This is a genomic window from Gordonia sp. NPDC003376 (genome assembly GCF_053589235.1).
The window spans coordinates 127,558-152,565 of record NZ_JBSFRM010000005.1; the positions used below are offsets into that span (position 1 = coordinate 127,558).

Annotated in this window: 21 protein-coding genes and 2 tRNA genes; 15 read left to right on the forward strand and 8 right to left on the reverse strand. The window is 67.7% G+C overall.

The window, feature by feature from the left end:
- Window positions 1–111 precede the first annotated feature (111 nt).
- On the reverse strand, window positions 112–570 hold the full coding sequence (locus tag ACWDUA_RS07820) for a PH domain-containing protein (protein WP_449750449.1): 459 nt from the start codon (window positions 568–570) through the stop codon (window positions 112–114).
- Window positions 571–897: 327 nt separating this feature from the next.
- Here ACWDUA_RS07820 and ACWDUA_RS07825 point away from each other — a divergent pair, with 327 nt between their 5' ends.
- From ACWDUA_RS07825 to ilvC, 3 genes are all read left to right on the forward strand, one after another.
- Entirely contained in the window at window positions 898–2,838 is a 1,941-nt protein-coding gene (locus ACWDUA_RS07825) for an acetolactate synthase large subunit (RefSeq protein WP_449750450.1), read from the forward strand.
- Window positions 2,835–3,335 carry an acetolactate synthase small subunit gene (ilvN, locus tag ACWDUA_RS07830; protein ID WP_053778332.1) on the forward strand — a complete coding sequence of 167 codons (501 nt, stop codon included), beginning with the start codon at window positions 2,835–2,837 and terminating at the stop codon, window positions 3,333–3,335. The genes ACWDUA_RS07825 and ilvN overlap by 4 nt, the downstream gene beginning before the upstream one ends.
- An 81-nt stretch (window positions 3,336–3,416) precedes the next feature.
- Window positions 3,417–4,430 carry a ketol-acid reductoisomerase gene (gene ilvC / locus ACWDUA_RS07835; RefSeq protein ID WP_020790640.1) on the forward strand — a complete coding sequence of 338 codons (1,014 nt, stop codon included), beginning with the start codon at window positions 3,417–3,419 and terminating at the stop codon, window positions 4,428–4,430.
- 317 nt (window positions 4,431–4,747) lie between these two features.
- Here the strand turns inward: ilvC and ACWDUA_RS07840 are convergent, their stop codons facing one another.
- Window positions 4,748–5,413 carry a serine protease gene (locus ACWDUA_RS07840; protein WP_449750451.1) on the reverse strand — a complete coding sequence of 222 codons (666 nt, stop codon included), beginning with the start codon at window positions 5,411–5,413 and terminating at the stop codon, window positions 4,748–4,750.
- Window positions 5,414–5,731: 318 nt separating this feature from the next.
- On the opposite strand from ACWDUA_RS07840, the gene serA reads away from it, so the two are divergent.
- The 4 genes from serA (at window position 5,732) to ACWDUA_RS07860 (ending at window position 10,859) form a co-directional block, all read left to right on the forward strand.
- A complete protein-coding gene (gene serA / locus ACWDUA_RS07845; protein ID WP_449750452.1) occupies window positions 5,732–7,327 on the forward strand; it encodes a phosphoglycerate dehydrogenase in 1,596 nt (531 codons plus the stop codon).
- Window positions 7,324–8,334 (forward strand): 3-isopropylmalate dehydrogenase, encoded by a 1,011-nt coding sequence (locus tag ACWDUA_RS07850; protein ID WP_449750453.1) that lies wholly within the window; start codon window positions 7,324–7,326, stop codon window positions 8,332–8,334. The genes serA and ACWDUA_RS07850 overlap by 4 nt, the downstream gene beginning before the upstream one ends.
- Before the next feature lie 1,164 nt (window positions 8,335–9,498).
- Window positions 9,499–9,849, forward strand: coding sequence for a GntR family transcriptional regulator (locus ACWDUA_RS07855; RefSeq protein ID WP_449750454.1), 351 nt, complete (start codon window positions 9,499–9,501; stop codon window positions 9,847–9,849).
- Window positions 9,846–10,859 (forward strand): hypothetical protein, encoded by a 1,014-nt coding sequence (locus ACWDUA_RS07860; RefSeq protein WP_449750455.1) that lies wholly within the window; start codon window positions 9,846–9,848, stop codon window positions 10,857–10,859. The genes ACWDUA_RS07855 and ACWDUA_RS07860 overlap by 4 nt, the downstream gene beginning before the upstream one ends.
- A gap of 19 nt (window positions 10,860–10,878) precedes the next feature.
- On the opposite strand, the gene ACWDUA_RS07865 is transcribed toward ACWDUA_RS07860, so the two are convergent.
- The gene (locus ACWDUA_RS07865; RefSeq protein ID WP_449750456.1) at window positions 10,879–12,090 is read right to left on the reverse strand and encodes an MFS transporter; all 1,212 of its coding nucleotides are present in this window, start codon (window positions 12,088–12,090) and stop codon (window positions 10,879–10,881) included.
- A gap of 130 nt (window positions 12,091–12,220) precedes the next feature.
- Here ACWDUA_RS07865 and ACWDUA_RS07870 point away from each other — a divergent pair, with 130 nt between their 5' ends.
- The 5 genes from ACWDUA_RS07870 (at window position 12,221) to ACWDUA_RS07890 (ending at window position 15,582) form a co-directional block, all read left to right on the forward strand.
- Complete coding sequence (locus ACWDUA_RS07870) at window positions 12,221–12,994, forward strand: fumarylacetoacetate hydrolase family protein (RefSeq protein WP_449750457.1); 774 nt, start codon at window positions 12,221–12,223, stop codon at window positions 12,992–12,994.
- Window positions 12,991–13,821 (forward strand): alpha/beta fold hydrolase, encoded by an 831-nt coding sequence (locus ACWDUA_RS07875; protein WP_449750458.1) that lies wholly within the window; start codon window positions 12,991–12,993, stop codon window positions 13,819–13,821. Before ACWDUA_RS07870 ends, ACWDUA_RS07875 begins: the two co-directional genes overlap by 4 nt.
- A 30-nt stretch (window positions 13,822–13,851) precedes the next feature.
- Window positions 13,852–15,330 carry a glutamate--tRNA ligase gene (gene gltX / locus ACWDUA_RS07880; protein WP_449750459.1) on the forward strand — a complete coding sequence of 493 codons (1,479 nt, stop codon included), beginning with the start codon at window positions 13,852–13,854 and terminating at the stop codon, window positions 15,328–15,330.
- Window positions 15,331–15,417: 87 nt separating this feature from the next.
- Window positions 15,418–15,489: transfer RNA gene (locus ACWDUA_RS07885), tRNA-Gln, on the forward strand.
- A gap of 20 nt (window positions 15,490–15,509) precedes the next feature.
- Window positions 15,510–15,582 (forward strand) — tRNA-Glu (locus ACWDUA_RS07890).
- A gap of 700 nt (window positions 15,583–16,282) precedes the next feature.
- Here the strand turns inward: ACWDUA_RS07890 and ACWDUA_RS07895 are convergent.
- Both ACWDUA_RS07895 and ACWDUA_RS07900 read right to left on the reverse strand, forming a co-directional pair.
- Window positions 16,283–16,774, reverse strand: a complete 492-nt coding sequence (locus ACWDUA_RS07895; RefSeq protein WP_449750460.1) for a PPOX class F420-dependent oxidoreductase — start codon at window positions 16,772–16,774, stop codon at window positions 16,283–16,285.
- 91 nt (window positions 16,775–16,865) lie between these two features.
- Window positions 16,866–17,603, reverse strand: coding sequence for an IclR family transcriptional regulator (locus ACWDUA_RS07900; protein ID WP_449750461.1), 738 nt, complete (start codon window positions 17,601–17,603; stop codon window positions 16,866–16,868).
- A gap of 120 nt (window positions 17,604–17,723) precedes the next feature.
- Between ACWDUA_RS07900 and leuC the strand changes: the two genes are divergently transcribed.
- The 3 genes from leuC to ACWDUA_RS07915 all read left to right on the forward strand — a co-directional run bounded on the left by leuC (window position 17,724) and on the right by ACWDUA_RS07915 (window position 20,667).
- Window positions 17,724–19,151 (forward strand): 3-isopropylmalate dehydratase large subunit, encoded by a 1,428-nt coding sequence (gene leuC / locus ACWDUA_RS07905; RefSeq protein WP_449750462.1) that lies wholly within the window; start codon window positions 17,724–17,726, stop codon window positions 19,149–19,151.
- 94 nt (window positions 19,152–19,245) lie between these two features.
- Window positions 19,246–19,839: a 3-isopropylmalate dehydratase small subunit gene (leuD, locus tag ACWDUA_RS07910; RefSeq protein ID WP_449750463.1), complete on the forward strand. Its 594-nt coding sequence runs from the start codon at window positions 19,246–19,248 to the stop codon at window positions 19,837–19,839.
- 180 nt (window positions 19,840–20,019) lie between these two features.
- On the forward strand, window positions 20,020–20,667 hold the full coding sequence (locus ACWDUA_RS07915; protein WP_449750464.1) for an HU family DNA-binding protein: 648 nt from the start codon (window positions 20,020–20,022) through the stop codon (window positions 20,665–20,667).
- 216 nt (window positions 20,668–20,883) lie between these two features.
- On the opposite strand, the gene ACWDUA_RS07920 is transcribed toward ACWDUA_RS07915, so the two are convergent.
- Genes ACWDUA_RS07920 through cofC form a run of 3 tightly spaced genes read right to left on the reverse strand, consistent with a single transcriptional unit; the run spans window position 20,884 to window position 24,845 of the window.
- Window positions 20,884–21,819 (reverse strand): NUDIX hydrolase, encoded by a 936-nt coding sequence (locus tag ACWDUA_RS07920; protein WP_449750465.1) that lies wholly within the window; start codon window positions 21,817–21,819, stop codon window positions 20,884–20,886.
- 55 nt (window positions 21,820–21,874) lie between these two features.
- Window positions 21,875–24,058 carry an RNA degradosome polyphosphate kinase gene (locus ACWDUA_RS07925; protein WP_449750466.1) on the reverse strand — a complete coding sequence of 728 codons (2,184 nt, stop codon included), beginning with the start codon at window positions 24,056–24,058 and terminating at the stop codon, window positions 21,875–21,877.
- A gap of 25 nt (window positions 24,059–24,083) precedes the next feature.
- The gene (gene cofC / locus ACWDUA_RS07930; RefSeq protein WP_449750467.1) at window positions 24,084–24,845 is read right to left on the reverse strand and encodes a 2-phospho-L-lactate guanylyltransferase; all 762 of its coding nucleotides are present in this window, start codon (window positions 24,843–24,845) and stop codon (window positions 24,084–24,086) included.
- Window positions 24,846–25,008 lie beyond the last annotated feature (163 nt).

Below are 25,008 nucleotides of genomic sequence, written 5' to 3' on the forward strand. Positions count from 1 at the left end.
CACACCGGCTGCACGATGGGGCCGCACTTGTCTCGAAAGCGCAGCTCAGCGCGCGTTCACGCGGGCGTCACCGCGGAGTCATCCGGCCGATGCCGACGAGTCACCCCGGCGTCAGTGCGCGGCGTCGCCGGAGGCGTAGGGATCCGGGATGCGGCCCCGGCTCGCCGCGGACAGTCGCGGCAGGTCCTGGAAGGTGATCGTGGGCAGCTTCACCCGGGTGTCGTCGACGAGCACCGCACGCACCGGACCCCACTTGGTGAACTGCAGGCCGTCGATCTCCGGCCAGCTGATGTCCCGGGCGGAGAAGGTGCTGATCGCCCGTAGGCCGTCCTCGGTGACGACGGTTCTGATCCGGGCGATCCACGATGCCAGGAAGATCGGCAGGATCAGCGTCCAGCCGAGCCAGGGCAGGCTCGCGCCGGCCAGGACCAGTGCCACGAGAAAGGCCATCGGGACCGCGAAGTAGGCGAGCTTGCTCAGGCGGAAGGTCTGGGGCAGCTCGGGCACCTCCGGCTCGGCGCCGGGAGTTGCCGGCGTGGACTCGGAACCGGACGATGCAGCAGAAGACACGATCCCATTGTGGCATCCGGGCCGTACCGGTCGGTGCGGGCCTCTCCCCGGTTGCCCCGACGACCAGTACCTTCCCAGGATGTGGGACCAGCGGGGGCGGAGTTTGACTCTCCACTATCTGCACCCCTACCGTGAACAACGTGATGCACAACGAGCTTCTCGTAGTAATCGGCCGGCGCGTCGTCGCCTGACCGGTCACCTCGTAGACCAAGCCAGCATCGACGCGCCACCCTCGAACAGCCTCGCTGTCGGGGGTTTTTTGTTGCCACCGATCAAGACCGCCATCACGACCCACCCGTCAAGACCACGAACATGAAGGACCGTGCAGTGAGCGCACCAACAGCACGTACGGACACCAGCGGAGCCGGCTCGACCGCCCCCGCCGCGCGTCAGGAATCGCCAGCGGCAGGGAGCCTCCGCGCCGTACGGCAGAACACCGTCGCCCCCGAGCGTGTCTCGGGTGCGCAGTCGGTGGTCCGGTCGCTCGAAGAGCTCGGGGTCGACGTCGTCTTCGGTATCCCCGGTGGAGCGGTCCTCCCGGTCTACGACCCGCTGCTCGACTCGCAGAAGGTCCGTCACGTCCTGGTCCGCCACGAGCAGGGCGCGGGGCATGCCGCGACCGGCTACGCGCAGGTCGCAGGCCGTGCCGGCGTCATGATGGCCACCTCGGGCCCGGGTGCCACGAACCTGGTGACCCCGCTCGCCGACGCCCAGATGGACTCGGTCCCGGTGGTCGCCATCACCGGCCAGGTCGGTCGCGCGCTGATCGGTACCGATGCCTTCCAGGAGGCCGACATCTCCGGCATCACCATGCCGGTGACCAAGCACAACTTCCTGGTCAGCAATGCCGCCGAGATCCCGCAGGTCATCGCCGAGGCGTTCCACATCGCCGAGAGCGGTCGTCCCGGCGCGGTCCTCGTCGACATCCCGAAGGACATCCTGCAGAGCCAGACCACCTTCTCGTGGCCGCCGCAGATCGACCTGCCGGGCTACCGCCCGGTGACCAAGCCGCACGGCAAGCAGGTCCGCGAGGCCGCACGCCTGATCAACGCCGCGAAGCACCCGGTGCTCTACGTCGGTGGCGGTGTGATCAAGGCCAATGCCTCCGAAGAACTGCTCGAGCTCGCCGAGCTGACCGGAATCCCCGTGGTCACCACGCTGATGGCGCGTGGTGCGTTCCCGGACTCGCACAATCTGCACCTGGGTATGCCGGGCATGCACGGAACCGTCGCCGCGGTCGCCGCGCTGCAGCGCAGCGACCTGCTGATCACCCTGGGTGCGCGGTTCGACGACCGCGTCACCGGTCAGCTGTCGTCGTTCGCGCCGGACGCCAAGGTCATCCATGCCGACATCGACCCGGCCGAGATCGGCAAGAACCGTCACGCCGACGTCCCGATCGTCGGTGACTGCCAGGCGGTGATCACCGACCTGATCGAGACCCTGCGCAATGAGCGGGCCACCACCGACTCGGCACCCGACCTCGGCGAATGGTGGGCATACCTCGACGGCATCCGTCGCACCTACCCGCTGAGCTACGACCGCCCGGCCGACGGATCGATGTCGCCGGAGTTCGTCATCTCGCAGATCGGCCGGATCGCCGGACCCGACGCGGTGTATTGCGCCGGCGTCGGCCAGCACCAGATGTGGGCCGCGCAGTTCATCTCCTACGAGAAGCCGCGCAGCTGGCTCAACTCCGGTGGGCTGGGCACCATGGGTTACGCCGTCCCGGCGGCGATGGGCGCCAAGATGGCCGCACCGGAGAAAGAGGTGTGGGCGATCGACGGTGACGGCTGCTTCCAGATGACCAACCAGGAGCTGGCGACCTGCGCGATCGAGGGCATCCCGATCAAGGTCGCCCTGATCAACAACGGAAACCTGGGCATGGTCCGCCAGTGGCAGACGCTGTTCTACGAGGAGCGGTACTCCAACACCGATCTGGCGACGCACTCGATGCGCATCCCGGATTTCGTGAAGCTCGCCGAGGCGCTCGGCTGCGCCGCCTTCCGCGTGGAGAACGAGGCCGACGTCGACGAGGTGATCGCCAAGGCCCGCGAGATCAACGACCGCCCGGTCGTGATCGACTTCATCGTCGGGGCCGACGCGCAGGTCTGGCCGATGGTCGCCGCCGGTACCGGCAACGACGAGATCATGGCCGCCCGCGACATCCGTCCGCTGTTCGACGACGACGCGTCGGCCGCCGATCCGTCGGCGATCCACGAGGTCGTCAACCAGGAAACCAATCTCGGCCAGGAGGGTGAGAGCAAGTGAGTACCCATACCCTGAGCGTGCTCGTGGAGGACCGCCCGGGCGTCCTGGCACGCGTCTCGTCGCTGTTCTCGCGCCGCGGCTTCAACATCGAGTCGCTGGCCGTCGGCCCGACCGAGATCAAGGGCATCTCGCGGATGACCATCATGGTCTCGGTGGAGGACTTCCCGCTCGAGCAGGTCACCAAGCAGCTGAACAAGCTGATCAACGTGATCAAGATCGTCGAGCAGGATCCCTCGAGTTCGGTCTCGCGTGAGCTGCTGATGGTCAAGGTCCGTGCCGACTCATCGGTCCGCACCGAGGTCATCGAGGTCGTGAACCTGTTCCGCGCCAAGGTGATCGACGTGTCACCGGAATCGCTGACCATCGAGGCGACCGGCACCGGCGAGAAGCTCGAGGCGCTGTTGCGGATGCTCGATCCGTACGGCATCCGCGAGATCGCCCAGTCGGGGGCGGTCACCCTCGGACGAGGGCCCAAGAGCATGTCGGCCAACCGCTGACCTACCGCAAGTAACATCGGGCCCCTCGCGTCGAGAACCGAATCGCCTGGGGCACACCACAATAGTGAAGGGAAGCCAACTGTGGCGATTGAACTGTTCTACGACGACGACGCGGATCTGTCGATCATCCAGGGCCGCAAGGTCGCGGTGATCGGATACGGCAGCCAGGGCCACGCCCACTCGCTGTCGCTGCGCGACTCCGGGGTCGACGTGGCCATCGGTCTGCGCGAGGGCAGCAAGTCGCGGGAGAAGGCCGCCGAGCAGGGCCTGAAGGTGATGAGCAACGCCGAGGCCGCAGCCTGGGCCGACGTCATCATGCTGCTGGCCCCCGACACCAGCCAGGCCCAGATCTTCACCGAGGACATCGAGCCCAACCTGAAGGACGGCGACGCCCTCTTCTTCGGTCACGGCCTGAACATCCACTTCGGTCTGATCAAGCCCCCGGCCAACGTCACCATCGGCATGGTCGCCCCGAAGGGCCCGGGCCACCTGGTCCGCCGCCAGTTCGTCGACGGCAAGGGCGTGCCCTGCCTGATCGCCATCGAGCAGGACCCGAAGGGCGAGGGTCAGGCCCTCGCGCTGAGCTACGCCTCGGCCATCGGTGGTGGCCGCGCCGGCATCATCAAGACCACCTTCAAGGAAGAGACCGAGACCGACCTCTTCGGTGAGCAGGCCGTGCTGTGCGGTGGCACCGAGGAACTGGTCAAGACCGGTTTCGAGGTCATGGTCGAGGCCGGTTACGCCCCCGAGATGGCCTACTTCGAGGTGCTGCACGAGCTCAAGCTGATCGTCGACCTCATGTACGAGGGTGGCATCGCCCGGATGAACTACTCGGTGTCCGACACCGCCGAGTTCGGCGGATACCTGTCGGGCCCGCGGGTCATCGACGCCGACACCAAGGAGCGCATGCGCGCCATCCTGAAGGACATCCAGGACGGGACCTTCGTCAAGCGCCTCGTCGCCAATGTGGAGGGCGGCAACAAGGAGCTCGAGGGTCTGCGGGCGAAGAACGCCGAGCACCCGATCGAGGTGACCGGCAAGAAGCTGCGTGACCTGATGAGCTGGGTCGACCGCCCGATCACCGAGACCGCCTGAGTCGTCGGAGAATCCGGCCGTCCCCGGCCACACGCCCCCGCGGGCCCCGCACCTGGACTTCCGGGTGCGGGGCCCGCGGGCTTTGCGGTGACGGCGATTCTGCGGTGGCCGCGATTCTGCGGTGGCCGCGATGTCCCTGCGGTGTCACGGCTCTCGTCGGGTCGGCACCCCGGCGGTGCCGCGAGCCGATCCGAGTCACCCGACCATGCGGTGATCGAATCGGGCGACGGGTGTCGGCGCCGGTGCCGGATACGCGAAGACAACTGCGCCCCTTCCCGGATCGGGAAGGGGCCAGTCCTGGAGACATGTTCTGTCGATCAGATCGGCGTGAAACCCTTGTACTTGGTGGTCTTCACGAAGTTGAGCACAGGTCCGATGTTGGTTCCGGTCTCGGGTCCGATGCAGCCGAGGAAGTAGTAGGCGTTGACCATGCCGACCAGGCGGTCGCCGACCACGACCGGGCTACCCGAATCGCCCTCGATCACACAGATCTGGGAGAAGTGGACGTCACCGTCGGAGAACCAGGCGATGCCGCACGTGTTGCCCGTGGTACGGCCGGTCTTGCACGCGATGGTGGGGAAGCCGATCGGACGGGTGTCGATGGACCGGATGGTGACACCGTTGACCGAGCGCTGCGGCACCACGCGGCTCTTGTCGAACTGGATGATCGCAACGTCGTCCTTGGAATTGGAGTACGTGATCACACCGGCCTGGCCGCGATCGGAGTAGGTTTCCGACAGCACCACCTGACCGGGCTTCCCGCAGTGGCCCGCGGTGATACCGATCAGTTCACCGGTCTTGGCATGTCCGATGGTGGTCAGCGTGCAGGCCGACGCGGAATTGCCGCCCTTGAGGACCAGGATTCCCGATCCTCCGCCGAGATTGATCTTCGCCGGCGCCGCCGAAGCGGTACCCGGTGCCCCCCAGCCTGCCAGTACGGTCGCTGCCAGGACAGCCAACAATACTGTCAGCTTCTTCTTCATTCACACTCCACTCTCGACACACCCGACCTCGTCAACACCCGACGTCCACACACCGTTCACCACCCGGGTACGACGTCCGGTGGTCCACCGTACCGGCGCCGCGGAGCGCATCGCCCCCACCGGGACAACCGCGTCCGCATTGCAACCGATCCGTGATGGCCGCCGGGTAACGACGATCACAATGTACTCCGCGCCGGCAGACGGTGGTCCCGGGTTTCGACGACCGGTGACCAAGGTCCTGGTCACGCCCTCTAAGCTGTCAGCTGGATGCTTTTAGGGCATCGCACCCGATCTCGCAACCCATACTGGAGAACAACTGTGACCACAGCAGGCCTGCCGGTCGTCCTCATCGCCGACAAACTGGCCCCGTCCACCGTGGAAGCCCTCGGTGACGGTGTCGAGGTGCGCTGGGTGGACGGCCCCGACCGTCCCAAGCTCCTCGAGGCCGTCGTCGACGCCGATGCGCTCCTGGTCCGTTCCGCCACCACCGTCGACGCCGACGTGCTCGATTCCGGCAAGAAGCTGAAGATCATCGCCCGCGCAGGCGTCGGCCTCGACAACGTCGACGTCCCCGCTGCCACCGAGCGCGGCGTCATGGTGGTCAACGCGCCGACCTCGAACATCCACACCGCCGCCGAGCACGCGATCAGCCTGCTGCTGTCGACCGCGCGCCAGATCCCGGCCGCCGACGCCACGCTGCGCGAGCACACCTGGAAGCGCTCGTCGTTCAACGGCGTCGAGATCTTCGACAAGACCGTCGGCGTGGTCGGGCTCGGCCGCATCGGCCAGCTGGTCGCCGCGCGTCTCGCCGCGTTCGAGACCCACATCATCGCCTTCGACCCCTACGTGTCGCCGGCCCGCGCCGCGCAGCTGGGCATCGAGCTCGTCTCCCTCGACGAACTGCTCGAGCGTGCCGACTTCATCACCGTGCACCTGCCCAAGACCCCGGAGACCCTGGGTCTGATCGGTGCCGAGCAGCTCGCCCGCACCAAGAAGGGCGTCATCATCGTCAACGCCGCCCGCGGTGGTCTGGTCGACGAGCAGGCGCTGGCCGACGCGATCAGTTCCGGTCAGGTCCGCGCCGCCGGCCTCGACGTGTACGCCACCGAGCCGTGCACCGATTCGCCGCTGTTCGAGCTGCCGCAGGTCGTCGTGACCCCGCACCTCGGTGCATCCACCAGCGAGGCACAGGATCGTGCCGGCACCGACGTCGCCAAGAGCGTGCGTCTGGCGCTGGCCGGCCACTTCGTCCCCGATGCGGTGAACATCACCGGCGGCAAGGTCGACGAAGAGGTCGCCCCGTGGCTGGAGATGGCCCGCAAGCTCGGTGTCCTGATCGGCGCGATCAGCACCGAACTGCCGTCGTCGATCGTCGTCGACGTGCGCGGTGAGCTGGCCTCCAGCGACGTGTCGGTGCTGGGCCTGTCGGCGCTGCGCGGTCTGTTCCAGGCCGTGCTCGACGACCCGATCACCTTTGTCAACGCCCCCGCTGTGGCCGAGGCCCGCGGCGTGACCAGCGAGGTCACCACCGCCACCGAGAGCCCCAACCACCGCAGCGTCGTGGACGTCAAGGCCGTGTTCGCCGACGGATCGGTGCACAACGTGTCCGGGTCGATCACCGAGCCGCGCCAGGTGGAGAAGATCGTCAACATCAACGGACGCAACTTCGACCTGCGCGCCGAGGGCCTCAACCTGCTGGTCAGCTACACCGACCAGCCGGGCTCGCTGGGCAAGATCGGCACCCTTCTGGGCGATGCCGGCATCGACATCCTGGCCGCCGCGCTGTCGCAGGACGTCGAGGGCACGGGCGCGACCGTCATCCTGCGCGTGAGCCGCAAGGTCGACGACTCCGTCGTCGACGCCATCAGTGGTGCCGTGGGCGCCACCCTGATCGAGCAGGTGGACCTGTCGTGAAACTCGCCGTGATCGCCGGTGACGGCATCGGCCCCGAGGTCATCGCCGAGGCACTCGAGGTGCTGCGCGCCGTGGTGCCCGACGTCGAGACCACCGAGTACGACCTCGGTGCACGCCGCTACCACCGCAACGGTGAGCTGCTCACCGACGCCGACCTGGACTCACTGCGTGAGCACGACGCGATCCTGCTGGGCGCCATCGGCGACCCGTCGGTTCCGTCGGGTGTGCTCGAACGCGGTCTGCTGCTCACGATGCGGTTCGCGCTCGACCATCACGTCAACCTGCGTCCGTCACGGCGTCTGCCGGGTGTGACCTCGCCGCTCGCCGGCGACCCCGACATCGACTTCGTGGTGGTCCGCGAAGGCACCGAGGGTCCCTACACCGGCAACGGTGGAGCGATCCGCGTCGGCACCCCCAACGAGGTGGCGACCGAGGTCAGCGTCAACACCCGCTTCGGTGTGGAGCGTGTGGTCCGGGATGCGTTCGAGCGCGCGACCCGACGCCGCAAGCACCTCACGCTGGTCCACAAGACCAACGTGCTGACCTTCGCCGGTTCTCTGTGGAGCCGTGCGGTGGCCGAGATCGGCAAGGACTACCCCGACGTCACCACCGACTACTGTCACGTGGACGCGGCGACCATCTACCTGGTCACCGATCCGGGTCGCTTCGACGTGATCGTCACCGACAACCTCTTCGGCGACATCATCACCGACATCGCGGCCGCGGTGTCGGGTGGTATCGGTCTCGCGGCGTCGGGCAACATCGACGCCACCGGGACCAACCCGTCGATGTTCGAGCCGGTCCACGGCAGCGCCCCGGACATCGCGGGCCAGGGCAAGGCCGATCCGACCGCCGCGATCCTGTCGGCGGCACTGCTGCTCGAGCAGGTCGGCGAGTCCGACGCCGCCCGCCGCGTGGAGAAGGCCGTCGCCGACGACCTGCTCGAGCGCAACGGTCAGACGCTGTCGACCTCGGAGATCGGAAAGCGAATCCGCGAGCGCCTGTAGCGCGATGCTTCTCGACTGATGTGAGCGAAGGCCGGTCCCCACTCGGGGCCGGCCTCCGTCGTCTGCGCGGTGTTTGTCGGCGCCGACTTCGTCGTCGCGGGCCGCTCGCCTTACCGCGTGTTTTCCCTCCTCATTGCATCGGTCGCAGGCTCCCTCGCTCTTCGTCAGTCCAGACACGCGACGGCCGCTCGGCCGTGGGTGTTGTTGTTGCTGGTTGAGCCGGTGAGGAGCGGAGCGACGAGGCGTGTCGAAGCCTCCGGTGGCCGATGTCGGGTGGTGAGCACCTCGTGGGTGCGTTTCGATGTGACGTGACCGAGGTTTCGACGGTCGGTCGGCCTCGCTGGCGCGAGGACGTCCTGCTCAACCACCGTGTGGGGTGCGCGAGGACGTCCTGCTCAACCACTGGTTGTTGCTGGTTGAGCCGGTGAGGAGCGGAGCGACGAGGCGTGTCGAAACCTCCGGTGGCCGATGTCGGGTGGTGAGCACCTCGTGGGTGCGTTTCGGCGTGAGGTGGCCGAGGTTTCGACGGTCGGTCGGCCTCGCTGGCGCGAGGACGTCCTGCTCAACCACCGGTTGTTGCTGGTTGAGCCGGTGAGGAGCGGAGCGACGAGGCGTGTCGAAGCCTCCGGTGGCCGATGTCGGGTGGTGAGCACCTCGTGGGTGCGTTTCGATGTGACGTGACCGAGGTTTCGACGGTCGGTCGGCCTCGCTGGCGCGAGGACGTCCTGCTCAACCACCGTGTGGGGAGCGCGAGGACGTCCTGCTCAACCACTGGTTGTTGCTGGTTGAGCCGGTGAGGAGCGGAGCGACGAGGCGTGTCGAAACCTCCGGTGGCCGATGTCGGGTGGTGAGCACCTCGTGGGTGCGTTTCGATGTGACGTGGCTGAGGTTTCGACGGTCGGTCGGCCTCGCTGGCGCGAGGACGTCCTGCTCAACCACCGTGTGGGGAGCGCGAGGACGTCCTGCTCAACCACCGTGTGGGGAGCGCGAGGACGTCCTGCTCAACCATCGTGTGGGGTTCGTCCTGCTCAACCACCGTGTGGGGAGCGCGAGGACGTCCTGCTCAACCGGCGGTTGGGGCGTGGCCGCGCGGCCCGAGGTCTGTCACCACTGGCCAGACGGACACTACTTGTTCTAGTTACAATAGAACTATAGGATTTGGCTGTGTTGATCCGAATCGACCCCGCCGACCGCGCGCCGATCTTCGAACAGATCGCGGCGTCGGTCCGTCGGGCGATCGCCGCCGGTGACGTCGTACCGGGGGAGCGCTTGCCGGCCGCACGGGATCTTGCCGCCTCACTCGAGGTGAACGTGCACACCGTGCTGCGCGGCTATCAGCTGTTGCGCGACGAGGGCCTCGTCGAACTGCGGCGTGGCCGCGGAGCTGTGGTGTCCGAATCAGCACCCGCGAAGGCCGAATGGGGTGCGGCTATCGACGCGCTGGTCGAGGTGGCGCGACGATTCGGTGTGAGTGCAACGGAACTGACCACCGAGATCACCAGGAGGATGTCATGACCACCCCCGCGACGGGCATGCAGAGCTCATCGGGACCGACACGGGCGCAACGTCTTCGGATTCTGCCGCTTGGAATCGTTCCGCCGGTCGCGGCCGGCGTGGTGGCCGTGTCGCTACTCAGCGCGTGGCGGCCGGACCTCCCCGATCCCATGGCCTCGCACTGGGGTTCCCACGGTGTCGACGGCACGAGCAGTATCACCGGTGCCATCGTGATGGCGGTGGCCGCGGCGGTGATCGGTGCGGTGATCGGCGGGGCCACCTGCTGGTGGGGTCGCGACACGCGGATCACGCGCACCGTGGTGGCGTTGGTGAACTTCCTCGCCGTGGTCATCGCCGGGATCGTCCCGGCGGTGGCGGCGGACCAGCGCGGAGTCACCGACATCGACTCGCTGTCGACACCGGTGTGGCCGATCGTGATCACCTTCGGTGTCGCAGTGCTCGTCGCGGCGGCGTCGGCGGCACTGATCCCGCGGTGGACAGCCGCAGAACCTGGCGCCGTCGGTGTGACACCGCCCGGTGACCTCGCCGCCGGGGAACGGTTCTTCTGGCGCCGCAACGTCTCCACGTCACCCTGGGCTGCCGTGGCCGTCGGCGTCGTCGAACTGGTCCTGCTGATCGTCGCGGTGGTCGTCGGGCCGTGGTGGCTGCTGGTCCCGATCGTCGTCGTGGTGATGTTGTCTGCCGCGGCATTGTGGTCGGTGCGGGTCACGGTGGACCGCAGGCAGATCGAGGTCCGCGGCATCTTCGGCCGGCCACGCCGCCGGATTCCGATGGGCGACGTGGTCCGGGCCGAAGTGGTGCCGGTCCGTGCGCTCGCCGACTTCGGTGGCTACGGATTCCGGTTGTCGGTGCATGGACCCCTGCGTGGCGCACAGGGTTTCGTGCTCCGCTCCGGACCGGGACTGCTGCTGACCCGGTCCGACGGGCGTCGCGACATCGTGGTGGTGGACGACGCCGACATCGCGGCGGGCCTGATCAACGCGGGTATCCGGCCGGCGGCCGGCAACTGACCCGTTCAGGCCCCACGTTTCAGGCCACCGGCTCCGGCTCCGGCACGGGGTCGGCAGGGACCAGGGGGATGGCGGCGAGTGGTGCCGCGGCTCCGATCAGGAATGCGATCGGGAAGCCGACCGCGGTGATCACCGCGCCGAACGCCGGGGTGATGGCGGCGGTCGCCAGATACTGGGCGGTGTTCTGCACTGCGAGACCTCGTCCGCTCCACCGAGGTCCGGCGAACTCGGCGATTGCGGTGAAGGCCAGGCCGTTGTCGGCGACGCTGACGATCGAGGCCACCATCATGATCGCCACCGCCACCGGGGTGTCGAGCCAATCGGTGAGGGCCAATGCCACCATCGCCACGCCGGCGACCGAGGCGATCACGCGGATCGGTCGCATCCTCGACAACCACGCATCCGACCATCGGCCGGCCGCGATGCGGCCCAGCGCTCCCACGGTCTGCGTCACGGTGACCATCAGCCCGGCCGCAGCCGGCGACCAGTGTTTGGCGACGATCAGCCACGTGGGGACGAAGGTCCACAGCATCGACTGCGGGATGACGAGCAACACACTCACCGCGTGCACCCGGGTCAGGAACGTGCTGCGACGGTAGGGATTCGGCTGGGGCTCGTCGGCTACCGCGCCGCCGGGACGAGCGGGTGGATCGACGATCCCGACGATGCACACCAGCAATCCGATCCCGGTGACCACTGCCGGCACGATCAGCGCCGCGGCGATCCCGTGCCGCGCGGCGATCACCGGCATCGTCAACGCACAGACCGCGATCCCCAAGGGCTGGGCCATCTGCCGCACTCCCATCGCGGTTCCGCGCTGCCGGGGTGGGAACCACCCCACGACGATCCGGCCACTGGCGCCGTTGGCCGCGCCCGACCCGAGACCGCCGACGAACAGGCACACGGCCAGAACCCAGTGCGGCGCATGGTTCCACGCGGCGACCAGGGTCATGGCTGCGCCGACAAACGTGATCGTCAACGAGATCATCAGGATCAGTCGCTCGCCGTGGCGGTCGAGCAGCACGCCCCACCCCAGGATCGCCAGCATCAGTCCGACGGTCGGGATCGTCGCCAGTACCGAGGCGTCGGTGATGGACATGCCGTCGGCATGCAGTGCCGGGATGAGGTAGGCGAAGCCGCTCACCACGCAGGTCGTGGTCATGGCGGCGATCAGCGAGCAGACGAGCATCACCCACCTCCGGGTGGCTCCGACGGATTCGACGGCTTCCATGACACCTCCTGGCTATCACGAAAATCTCATATATTGGAACGAAGTGTTCACATTTTAGAACGGGTTCCCCTGATGCGACCAATCGACGTCTCGCACTGTGGACACCGGCCGGTGCGATAGGCTCGGACCCATGCGTCTTGGTCGAATCGCCAGTCCCGACGGTGTCGCCTTTGTCTCCCTTGATGACTCCGAGGGCGGCGTCGTCGCCAAGGAGATCGCCGAACATCCCTTCGGTACGCCGACCTTCACCGGTCGGTCGTGGCCGCTGGCCGATGTGCGGCTGCTCGCCCCGATCCTCGCCTCCAAGGTGATCTGCATCGGCAAGAATTACGCCGCGCACGCGGCCGAGATGGGCGGTGAGGCACCGGCGGATCCGGTGATCTTCATCAAGCCCAACACGTCGATCATCGGTCCCGAGGTGCCGATCGTGCGGCCGCCGTCCGCCGAGCGGGTGGACTTCGAGGGTGAACTCGCCGTCGTCATCGGTCGCCCCTGCAAGGACATCCCGGCCGCCAAGGCGGCCGACGTGATCCTCGGCTACACCGTGGCCAACGACGTCACCGCCCGCGACCAGCAGGCGATCGACGGGCAGTGGACACGCGCCAAGGGCTACGACACCTTCTGTCCGCTCGGTCCGTGGATCGAGACCGCCTTCGACCCGTCCGATGTGGAACTCGTCACCGAACTCGACGGCGTCGTCAAGCAGCGCAGCCGAACGTCGTTGATGCTGCACGGCATCGGCGAGATCGTGGAGTGGATCTCCCGGGTGATGACCCTTCTCCCGGGTGATGTGATCCTCACCGGCACCCCCGAGGGAATCGGGCCCATGGTTGCCGGCCAACGGGTTTCGGTCACCGTCTCCGGGCTGGGCACGCTCAGCAATCCGGTGGTGGACAAGCCGTGACCGCCCCCGCGCCGCAGAAGGCCCGGATCAACGGGATCGACATCGCCTATGAGGTGGCCGGTTCCGGCCCGCTCGTCGTGATGGTGATGGGCACCGGTAGCCCCGGGCGCGTCTGGAAGGCCAACCAGTTCCCGGCCCTGCGTAAGGCCGGCTATCGCGTCGCGATCTTCGACAACCGTGGGATCGCGCCGTCGTCGGAGTGCACCGAGGGCTTCACCCTCGACGACATGGTCGCCGACACCGCAGGGCTGATCGAGCATCTCGGCGACGGACCGGCATTCGTCGTCGGCACCTCGCTCGGCGCACGCATCACCCAGGAGCTCGCGCTGGCGCGTCCCGATGTGGTGCGTGGCGCGGTGATGCTGGCCACCTACGGTCGCACCACTCCACTGCAGCAGGCGTTCTCGGCCGGGGAGCGGGCGCTCTACGACCAGAGGATCACCCTGCCCAGCGAGTACGAGGCCGCGATCACCGCGCACATGAACCTCTCGCCGCACACGCTCGCCGATGACCGTTCCGCACGGGACTGGCTCGACATCATCGGCTTCTCGCCGCAGACGGTGACGCCGGGTGTGCGTGCCCAGCTCGAACTGCACAGCGGTGAGACCTCGCGACTCGACGCCTACCGGGCGATCACCGTGCCGTCGCTGGTCGTCGGTTTCGCCGACGACCGTACGCTTCCGGCGTTTCTGGCCCGTGAGGTGGCCGACGTGATCCCGACCGCGGAGTACATCGAGGTCGCCCGCGCCGGACACTTCGGCTATCTGGAGCAGCCGGCCGAGGTGAACGGATTGATCATCGACTTCTGCAACCGACACCGGGACTGAGCGTTCACCGGGTTCGATACCCTGAGGGCCATGACCAGTTCCGATGCAGTCCGTGTCCGATTCTGTCCGTCGCCGACCGGGACCCCGCACGTCGGCATGGTGCGAACGGCCTTGTTCAACTTCGCGCAGGCGCGCCATGACAAGGGCACCTTCGTCTTTCGGATCGAAGACACCGATGCCGCCCGCGACACCCAGGAGTCGTACGACGCGATCCTCGAATCGCTGCGCTGGCTGGGCCTGGACTGGGACGAGGGCCCCGAGGTCGGCGGACCCTACGGGCCGTACCGGCAGTCCGAGCGTCGCGACATCCACATCGACGTGGTGGCCCGACTGCTCGCCGCCGGCGAGGCGTACGAGGCCTACTCCAGTCCCGAGGAAGTGGAAGCGCGCCACCGTGCAGCCGGCCGCGACCCGAAGCTCGGGTACGACAACTTCGACCGCCACCTGACCGACGAGCAGCGGGCGGCCTACCGGGCAGACGGGCGCAAACCCGTTGTGCGCCTGCGGATGCCGAACCGCGATCTCTCCTGGGACGATCTGGTGCGCGGAACCACCACGATCAAGGCGGGGACCGTTCCCGACTTCGCCCTCACCCGCGCGAACGGCGACCCGCTCTACACCCTGGTCAATCCGGTCGACGACGCGATGATGAAGATCACCCACGTGCTGCGCGGCGAGGACCTGTTGTCGTCGACCCCGCGGCAGATCGCGCTGTACGAGGCGCTCATGCGCATCGGTGTGGCCGACGCCGTCCCGGAGTTCGGTCATCTCCCGTTCGTGATGGGCGAGGGGAACAAGAAGCTCTCCAAGCGCGACCCGCAGTCCAACCTGCTGCATCACCGCGATCGCGGGTTCCTCCCCGAGGGTCTGCTGAACTACCTGGCGTTGCTCGGCTGGGGCTACTCCGGTGACTCCGACGTGTTCACCCTCGACCAGATGATCGAGGCGTTCGACGTCCATCAGGTCAACTCCAACCCGGCGCGGTTTGACCAGAAGAAGGCCGACGCGATCAATGCCGAGCACATCCGGATGCTCGAGCTCGGAGACTTCGCCGGGCGGCTGAAGACCTACCTGATCGAGCACGGGCATCTCGCCGAGCCGGTTGACGACGCGCGCTTCACCGCGATCGCCGAGCTCGTCCAGACGCGCATCCAGGTGCTTGGCGAGGCCTGGGCGCTGATGTCCTTCCTCTACGTCTCCGATGCCGACTTCACGATCGACGAGAAGTCGGCGTCGAAGAATCTCGGCGCCGACGCCGTGCCGGTGCTCGACGCCGCCATCGCCGCCGTGGACGCCCTCGAGGCGTGGGACACCACTGCGCTGCACGACGCACTCAACGGGGCACTGGTCGACGATCTGGGCCTCAAACCGCGCAAGGCCTTCGGTCCGGTACGCGTGGCGGTGACCGGCTCACAGGTGAGCCCACCGTTGTTCGAGTCGATGGAGTTGCTCGGTCGCGCGAAGTCGCTGGCCCGCCTGCGCTCGGCCCGGGAATTGACGACGAAATAGCCTCTCACCAGGCGATTTGCGGTTTGGGGGTAGGTCTCTGCTAGTCTTTCGGAGGTCCTTTTCCGAAGGGAAAAAGGGAAAAACCCTTGGGGTATGGTGTAATTGGCAACACAGCTGATTCTGGTTCAGCCATTCTAGGTTCGAGTCCTGGTACCCCAGCGAGACCACACAAGGTCCATGGCCCCGTCGTCTAGCGGCCTAGGACGCCGCCCTCTCAAGGCGGTAGCGCGGGTTCGAATCCCGTCGGGGCTACACCTGAAGGTCCCCTTCCCGGTTCGCCGGGAAGGGGACCTTCGTGTTTGTCGGGGCGTGCCGTGGCGGTGGTCGCGTCGTGGGGCCGGGTGCGGAGATCTCGACTCGTCTCGTCGCTGCGCTCCTCGTCGGCTCAATCACCAAGGGGGTCTGGTCGCTGCGTTGTTCGTCGGCTCGATCGCCGGGTGGGTGGTGCCCTGTTTGCGGGTTTCCACGGCGGTGGTTGAGCAGGTCGACCGAGCGCGAGCGAGGACGCCCGGCTGTCGAAACCTCGGTTGGTTGCGCTGGGTGGTGACTGGGTGTGGTGGTCGCGTCGTGGGGTCGGGTGCGGAGATTTCGACTCGTCTCGTCGCTGCGCTCCTCGTCGGCTCAATCGCCAGGGGGTCTGGTCGCTGCGCTCCTCGTCGGCTCGATCGCCAGGGGGTCTGGTCGCTGCGCTCCTCGTCGGCTCGATCGCCAGGGGGTCTGGTCCCTGCGCTCCTCGTCGGCTCGATCGCCAAGGGGGGGTCTGGTCCCTGCGCTCCTCGTCGGCTCGATCGCCAGGGGGTCTGGTCCCTGCGCTCCTCGTCGGCTCGATCGCCAAGGGGGGTCTGGTCCCTGCGCTCCCCGTCGGCTCGATCGCCAGGGGGTCTGGTCCCTGCGCTCCTCGTCGGCTTGCTCACGGTGACGGGTCTGTGCTGGGTCGGTTCGCCGGCCAGAGTTACTCGGCGGTGGACCCGGCCGCGGGCATCTCGGGCAGTCCGAGTTTGCGGTGATCCCACGAACGGGTGCGTTCACCGATCAGGCGGACCGCGACGCGCTTGTGCATCATCTGGTCGACGAAGGGACGTGACTCCTCGGTGTACGGTCCGGTGTAGCGCTCCCACACCGAGATGCCGATCCTGAGACACGAGTCGGGGTCGTCGAAGATCTCCGCGGTGCCCTCGATGGCGACGCCGCGCAGCGTGTCGTAGGTGTCACCGTCCTCGATCAGCACCGAACAGCGGGCGTTGCGCCGCAGATTCACCGCCTTCTGGGACTTGGCCTTGGTCTCGAACCAGATCTCACCGTCGATCACGCCGTACCACATGGCGACCAGGTGGATCGCGCCGTCGGGCCCGGTGGTGGCCAGCGTCGCGGTGCGGCTGCGGGTGATGAACTCGGCGATCTCGTTGTCGGACATGGTGATCTGTCCGCGCTGATTGACTCCCATGTGACGACGCTAACCCAATGCCGCTGACACGACCAGGCATTCGTGCAGTGCGAGGGTTCGGAGACGGGTGCTGGGGGACGCCGCCGACGGCTCAGCCGGGGCTGCCGGGCTGCAGGCGCTTCTGGATGGCCTCGGCGGCGGCGAGCAGATCGGCGGCCCACCGGGCACCGGGACGGCGGCCCATCCGGTCGATCGGCCCCGACACCGAGATCGCGGCCACCACGTCGCCGCCGGCGTCGCGAACCGGAGCCGAGACACTCGCCACACCGGCCGCTCTCTCGCCCGCGCTCTGCGCCCAGCCACGACGCCGGATCTCGTGCAGGGCACGGTCACTGAAGACGCTGTCGGTGAGCAGTGCGCGCAGGATCGACGGCTCTGCCCACGCGGCCAGCACCTTGGCCGCCGAGCCGGCGGTCATCGGGAAGCGGGTGCCCACCGGGACGGTGTCGCGCAGCCCGGTGGGTGGCTCCATCGCCGCGATGCACACACGCTCGGATCCCTCGCGCCGGTAGACCTGCACCGATTCGCCGGTGATCTCCCGGAGTCGGGGGAGCACCATCAGCGCGGCCTCACGAACGGGATCGTGTGCCGACGAGGCGAGTTCGCCGAGCGCGGGGCCCGGATACCAGCGTCCGGCGGCGTTGCGGGCAAGCAGTCGGTGGGTTTCGAGCCCGACGGCGAGGCGATGTGCCGTGGCGCGCGGCAGGCCGGTCCGCTCGCACAACTCGGTGAGATTGCTCGGAGCGTCGGCGATCGCCCGCAGAACGGTCATCGATTTGTCGAGAACACCGATTCCGCTCGCGGGTTCCGTTGCGCTATCCTTTCCCATAGGGCGATACTAACCGCCCAGATAGTGAGATGCACATATCGGCGCGGATTCAGCCCGGAACCGCCGGCGCCAGTATGTGACGCCAAACAGTGTGTACCGAGACAGTTTGCGAGTGCAGCCATGACGAACAGCCACACCAAGCCGCGGACCCTGGCCGAGAAGGTCTGGGACGACCACGTGGTCGTGAGCGGTAGTGCCAACGGTGGTCAGGACCCCGACCTGATCTACATCGATCTCCACCTGGTGCACGAGGTGACCAGTCCCCAGGCCTTCGAGGGCCTGCGCATCGCGGGACGTCCCGTGCGCCGTCCCGATCTCACGATCGCGACCGAGGACCACAACGTCCCGACCCTCAACATCAACGAGGTGATCGCCGATCCGGTCTCGCGGACCCAGGTCGAGACCCTGCGCCACAACTGCGAGGAGTTCGGCATCCGCCTGCACCCGATGGGCGACGCCGAGCAGGGCATCGTGCACGTGGTGGGTCCCCAGCTGGGACTGACCCAGCCCGGCATGACCGTCGTCTGCGGTGACAGCCACACCTCGACCCACGGCGCATTCGGCGCGCTCGCAATGGGAATCGGAACCTCCGAGGTGGAGCATGTGCTCGCCACCCAGACCCTGTCGCTGCGTCCCTTCCGAACCATGGCGATCACCGTGGACGGTGACCTCCCCGCCGGTGTGACGAGCAAGGACCTGATCCTGGCCGTGATCGCCAAGATCGGTACCGGCGGCGGCCAGGGATATGTGCTCGAATACCGCGGCCCGGCCATCGAGAAGCTGTCGATGGAAGCCCGGATGACCATCTGCAACATGTCGATCGAGGCCGGTGCCCGCGCCGGGATGATCGCGGCGGATCAGGTGACCTACGACTACCTCAAGGGTCGCCCACACGCCCCGCAGGGCGCGGATTGGGATGCCGCGGTGGCCTACTGGGATTCGCTGCGCACCGATCCCGACGCCGAGTTCGATGCCGAGGTGCACATCGACGCCGCGTCGCTCTCGCCGTTCGTGACCTGGGGCACCAATCCCGGTCAGGGTGCACCGCTCTCGGCGGTCGTTCCCGACCCGGCCGACTTCGGTGACGAGAACGCCTCCAGCGCCGCGGCCAAGGCACTGCAGTACATGGACCTCACCCCCGGTACCCCGTTGCGCGACATCACCGTCGACACCGTCTTCGTCGGGTCGTGCACCAACGGTCGGATCGAAGACCTGCGCGCGGTGGCCGAGATCCTCAAGGACCGCACCGTCGCGGACGGCGTCCGCATGCTGGTGGTGCCCGGGTCGATGCGCGTGCGCGCGCAGGCCGAGGCCGAGGGCCTCGGCGAGATCTTCACCGCGGCAGGCGCCGAGTGGCGTCAGGCCGGATGCTCGATGTGCCTGGGCATGAACCCCGATCAGCTCGCGCCGGGGGAGCGTTGCGCGTCGACCTCCAACCGCAACTTCGAGGGTCGGCAGGGCAAGGGCGGCCGGACCCATCTGGTCTCGCCCGCCGTGGCCGCCGCCACCGCGGTCCGCGGGACGTTGTCGTCGCCGGCGGATCTGTAGGCCGGCCTAGGCCATCGGCCGTGAGACATCCGAACGGTCCGCCGGTCCGGATCGTCACCGCCATCAGACTTTTCATCTCGTAAGGATCACAACGATGCAACCGTTCATCAGTCACACCGGGATCGGCGTCCCGCTGCGCCGCAGCAACGTCGACACCGACCAGATCATCCCCGCGGTCTACCTGAAGCGTGTCACCCGAACCGGATTCGAGGACGGGTTGTTCGCCGGATGGCGCACCGACCCCGACTTCATCCTCAACGCCGAGCCCTGGAGCCGCGGATCGGTGCTCGTCGCCGGACCCGACTTCGGCACCGGGTCATCGCGGGAACACGCCGTGTGGGCACTGTCGGACTTCGGTTTTCGGGTCGTCATCTCGTCCCGTTTCGCCGACATCTTCCGAGGTAATGCCGGAAAGGCCGGACTCGTGGCCGCCCAGGTGGAGCAGTCCGACGTCGAACTGCTGTGGAAGCGGCTCGAGGAGCAGCCGGGTCTGGAACTGACTGTGAGCCTTCCCGACCGGACCGTCACCGCCGGAGACCTCGTGGTCCCGTTGACAATTGACGACTACACCCGCTGGCGTCTGATGGAGGGTCTGGACGACATCGGACTGACATTGCGGCAGGTAGAGGCCATTTCCGAGTACGAGGGCCGCCGTCCGTCGTTCAAGCCGGTGACCCTTCCGGGCTGAGTTCTCCCGGCCCTTCGGGCGGCCACCCGTATCGACGGGAACGTGATTGCGGCCTCATGTTTTTCGCAACACGTCCCGTCGATTGGCGTGGAAGATGGACGTTTTCGTCTTCGACGTTTACCGTGTGGGGTTAGCTGGCCATGTCAAGATGCAGCCAGAACAGCTTGCGGAGGTAACCCCATGAACAAGGCAGAGCTCATTGATGAGCTGACCACGAAGCTCGACGCAGATCGCAAGACCGCCACAGCCGCGGTCGAGCTGGTCGTCGACACCATCGTCCGCGCGGTCAACCGCGGTGAGAGCGTGACCATCACCGGATTCGGTGTCTTCGAGAAGCGTCGTCGCGCACCGCGCGTCGCGCGCAACCCGCGTACCGGCGAGACCGTGAAGGTCAAGGCCACCTCGGTTCCGGCCTTCCGTCCGGGTGCCCAGTTCAAGGCCGTCGTCGCGGGCAAGCAGAAGCTGACCGCCAGCGGCCCGGCGGTCAAGCGCGGCAGTGGCACCACCACGACCGCGGCAAAGAAGACCGCCGCCAAGAAGACTGCGGCCAAGAAGACCACGACCGCTGCCAAGAAGGCACCGGCCAAGACCACCACCGCGGCCAAGCGCACCACGACCGCTGCCAAGAAGGCACCGGCCAAGACCACCGCGGCCAAGAAGACCACGACCGCTGCCAAGAAGGCACCGGCCAAGACCACCGCGGCCAAGCGCACCACGACCGCTGCCAAGAAGGCACCGGCCAAGAAGACCACCACGGCGGCCAAGAAGACCACTGCGGCAAAGAAGACCGCTGCCAAGAAGGCACCGGCCAAGCGCACGCGTCGCTGATCTCTCGACGGCGCGACCGCCGGCCAGCTCGACCCACCCCTGACGAACTTCCCTCGTCAGGGGTGAGTTGCGTTGTGGGTGCCTGTTTGTGGCACGACCGCCGCCGAGTGGTCGCGTGCCACGCATAGGAGGTCACCTGGCAACCGCGACGGAGACGTCGTGTCGGAGAGCTCGCGCGGTGGGTCCGGCGGAGAGTGAGGTGGCCTTGTCGGGCGATCAGTCCGCCTCGTGCGGCAGCGGACTCTCGATGTGATCGGCGGCCCGGAGCGTGCCGTCGTCGGTGAACACCACCCAGATGCTGCCCTTGCGATTGCGCGCCGCCGGGATCGTGAGGCCGTCGCGCTCGGCCCACCAGTCGAGCAGCGGTGGGATCACCTTGCCCTGGCTGCACACCGCCCGCACCACATCGTCGTCGGCACCGGCGAGTTCGACGACGCGGTCGCGGCCGGGTCCCGGGTCGTGCCGGTAGGCCTCCTCCGACAACGCCGGCTCGGAGCCGATCTCGACTCCCAGTGCGGCGGCGGCCGGTTCGAGGGTCTGCACACAGCGCACCCGGTCGGCGGCGGCCAGGGCCGTCACCCCATATGCCGACAGGATCGGCACCAACGCCTGCGCCTGGCGGCGGCCGGTCTCGTCGAGTGGGCGGGTCCGGTCGTCCCCTTTGTAACGGGAACGGCGGCCGGCCATCGCATGGCGCACCAGCAGCAGCGGGGTGAGGTCGAGCGGCAGACGGCTGAACTCGTGCAAGACCCGCCGATCGAGTCGGTAGCTCAGCCGTGCCCGTGCGCTCTCGAGGTCGAACCACTCGAGCGCGTCCACCTCGTGGTTGGGCTCGAACTCGCCACCCACCGACTCAGCCGACCAGTACCGGACATGCTTGCGGCCGTTGGCGAGGTCGTAGCTCACCCTGGCCAGGTGCCGGCCCAGGCGAACCGCATGTCCGGTCTCTTCGGCGAGTTCCCGTACCGCCGTGGCGATCAGGGTCTCACCTGGGTCCTGTTTGCCCTTCGGCAGAGTCCAGTCGTCGTACCGCGGGCGGTGCACCAGGCCGATCCGCACCGCGCCGCCGTCCCGGCGCCAGAGCACACCGCCGGCCGCCCAGATCGTCCTGCCGCGGGTCTTCTTCGGAGAATCCGTGTGTGTCTTGGACATCGGCGGTAACCCTATGCCGTCCGGGTTGCCGGACGGTGACCGTGACGCGACCAGATCATGCGCCGGAGTTGCGGCGGCGGTTGCGGCGCATCATCTCCTGCTGGTGATCGCGCACCTCCTCGCCCGCGGCAGGGGAGGCCAGCCAGCTGCCGTCGGACTGCAGGATCCAGCACCGGGTCCGAGGGTCGAGCGCGGAGGCGAAGATGTCCTCGAGCTCACCGGTGAGCCGTTCGTCGCGAACCTGCACCATCACCTCGATACGGCGATCGAGGTTGCGGTGCATCATGTCTGCGGAGCCGATCCAGTACTCGTCCTGGGCGCCGAAATACAGCACCCGCGAATGTTCCAGGAACTGGCCGAGAATCGACCGGACGATGATGTTGTCGCTGACCCCGGCCATCCCCGGCCGCAGGGCGCAGATGCCGCGGACGACGATCTCCACCGCCACCCCGCTCTGCGAGGCACGGTAGAGCGCGTCGATCACCTGCTCGTCGACCAGGGCGTTGGCCTTCAGCCGGATCCGTGCTCGCTCGTCGCCGGCGGTGTGTGCGGCGATCTCCCGGTTGATGCGGTCGATGATCCCCGATCGGATCCCGTGCGGCGCCACCAGGATGTTGCGGTACTCCTTCTTCCGGGAGTAGCCGGTGAGCGTGTTGAACAGGTCCGTGAGGTCGGCGCCGATGTCGGGGGCGGCGGTCAGCAGGCCCACGTCCTCGTAGAGCCGGGCGGTCTTGGGGTTGTAGTTGCCGGTTCCGATGTGGCAGTAGCGGCGAATGGTCGATCCCTCGCGCCGCACGACCAGGCACGTCTTGCAGTGTGTCTTCAGTCCGACCAGGCCGTAGACGACGTGCACGCCGGCCTGCTCGAGCTGCCGCGCCCACTTGATGTTGGCCTGCTCGTCGAAGCGCGCCTTGATCTCCACAAGCGCCACAACCTGTTTGCCCGCCTCGGCGGCGTCGATCAGGGCGTTGACGATCGGGGAGTCACCGGAGGTGCGGTACAGCGTCTGCTTGATCGCGAGCACCTGCGGATCGGCGGCCGCCTGCTCGATGAACCGCTGCACACTCGTCGAGAACGAGTCGTACGGGTGGTGCACCAGCACGTCACCCTCACGCAGGGTGGAGAACACGCTCTTGGGTGTCTCGCGCTCACCGAACGCCGGGTGCGTCGACGGGACGAACGGGCGGTCCTTCAGCGTCGGCCGGTCGAGACCGTAGATCTCGAACAGCGACGCCAGGTCGAGGAGACCCGGGACCTGGATCACGTCGGCCGGATTCACGTCGAGCTCGCGGAGCAGCAGTTCGAGCATGTGCTCGCTCATGTCGTCGGCCACCTCGAGGCGGACCGGCGAACCGAAACGGCGGCGGGCGAGTTCACGTTCGAGGGCCTGCAGCAGATCCTCGTCGCGGTCTTCCTCCACCTCGAAATCCGCATTTCGGGTGATTCGGAACACATGGTGCTCAACGATTTCCATCTCGGGGAAGAGATGCCGGAGATTCGCTGCGATCAGGTTCTCCATCGGCAGCAGCACCACCGGATGATGCCCGCGTGAATCGGCCGGTGGCGACCCCGGGGTCAGCTGATCGACCCGGACGAAACGATTCACGTTGTCCGGGACCTTGACTCGGGCGAAGTGCTCGCCGCCCTCGTTGGCGTCCTTGACCGTGACCGCCAGATTCAGCGACAGTCCACTGATATAGGGGAACGGGTGGGCCGGGTCGACGGCGAGCGGGGTCAGCACCGGGAAGACCTGCTCGTGGAAATACTCCACCATCCGTCGCTGCTGGTCGTCGTCGAGCTCCGACCACGACACCACGTGGATGGCATTGGCGGCCAGGGACGGACGCACCGAGTCCAGGAACACCCGCGCGTGACGGTCGGCGAGCGTCTGGGTACGGCCGGCGATCCGCAGCAACTGCTCGCGCGGGGAGAGCCCGTCGGCCGACCGCACCGACAGCCCGGTCTCGTCGCGACGCTTGAGACCGGCGACGCGGACCATGAAGAACTCGTCGAGGTTCGACGCGAAGATCGCGAGGAACTTCGCGCGCTCCAGCAACGGCAGCGAGGTGTCCTCGGCGAGGGCCAGTACGCGGGAATTGAAATCGAGCCAGCTGAGCTCGCGATTGAGATACCGGTCTTCGGGCAGATCGGCCGACTCGTCGGGCGTCAGGGTCGCGGCCGGCGGGGCACCGGGGATAGGGGTGGTTGCGGCCAGGGAGGCGAGTTCGTCAGGGCTCACCGTTCAATGATGGACCATCCGGTCGTCATCGAGCCGGGCGACCGGTGAAACTCGTGTCGAGCACCGCGCGGGTGTGTGCGCCGACACCGTGTGCGACCGCCGCGTCGAGGTCGGCGACGGTGTCGACGTCGGTGCGCAGCGCGGCCCACCGCCGTCGGGTGGGGTCGAGTTCGACGGCGCCCGAAAATCGGTGTGCCGCGGCCGAATCCACCCCGAACTCCGGGGCGTCGTCGACGGCGATCGGCCGGATCAGCAGAGCCGTCCCGTCACCGTCGGCGTCGGCGAGCAGCGCCGCGTGATGCGTGCTCGCGGCGGCGAGGACCTCGGCGAGGGCGGTGCCGGTCGCGGCCGGGAGGTCGGCCTGCACCATCATCACCATCCGAAGGCCGGGATGTCGGGCCCGCAGCCACACGGCACCCTGCAGGTACGCCCGATTCAGCGACGGGTGTGGATGCGCCTGTTCGTGGAGTCCGTCGGCGTCCGTCCCGCCGAGGATCCGCAGCACCGCCTCGTCCGGGGTGACCACGACGATCGGGCCGACCCCCGCGGCGATCACCGCGGCCACCGTGTCGAGCAACATCGCGAGCACGAGGTCCCGGTGCGCAGAAGTGGTGTCCCGCTCGCCGGCCGGCCGGCCGGCCGCCAGTCGGGTCTTGGCGCCGTCGAGGTGTTTGACCGCCAGCACCGCCCCGACGTCGTCGATCCCCCAGCCGGTGGTGGTCGGCCCGGTCGACGACGGCGTTCTCGCACCGGCGGGGACACCGATGTGTCCTTCGTTCGACCTCATGTGTCCATGATGCCCACCCGCCGGCCGACGCACCGCGCGACCCCTGGCGGGACATCTCCGGCGGAGACCCCGGCGCGCCGTCACCGACTGCCGGGCGCGTCCGACATCTCCCGAGGCGGCACCGCCACGGATCGATTCACCACAGTGGGCAATCACGGCCGGC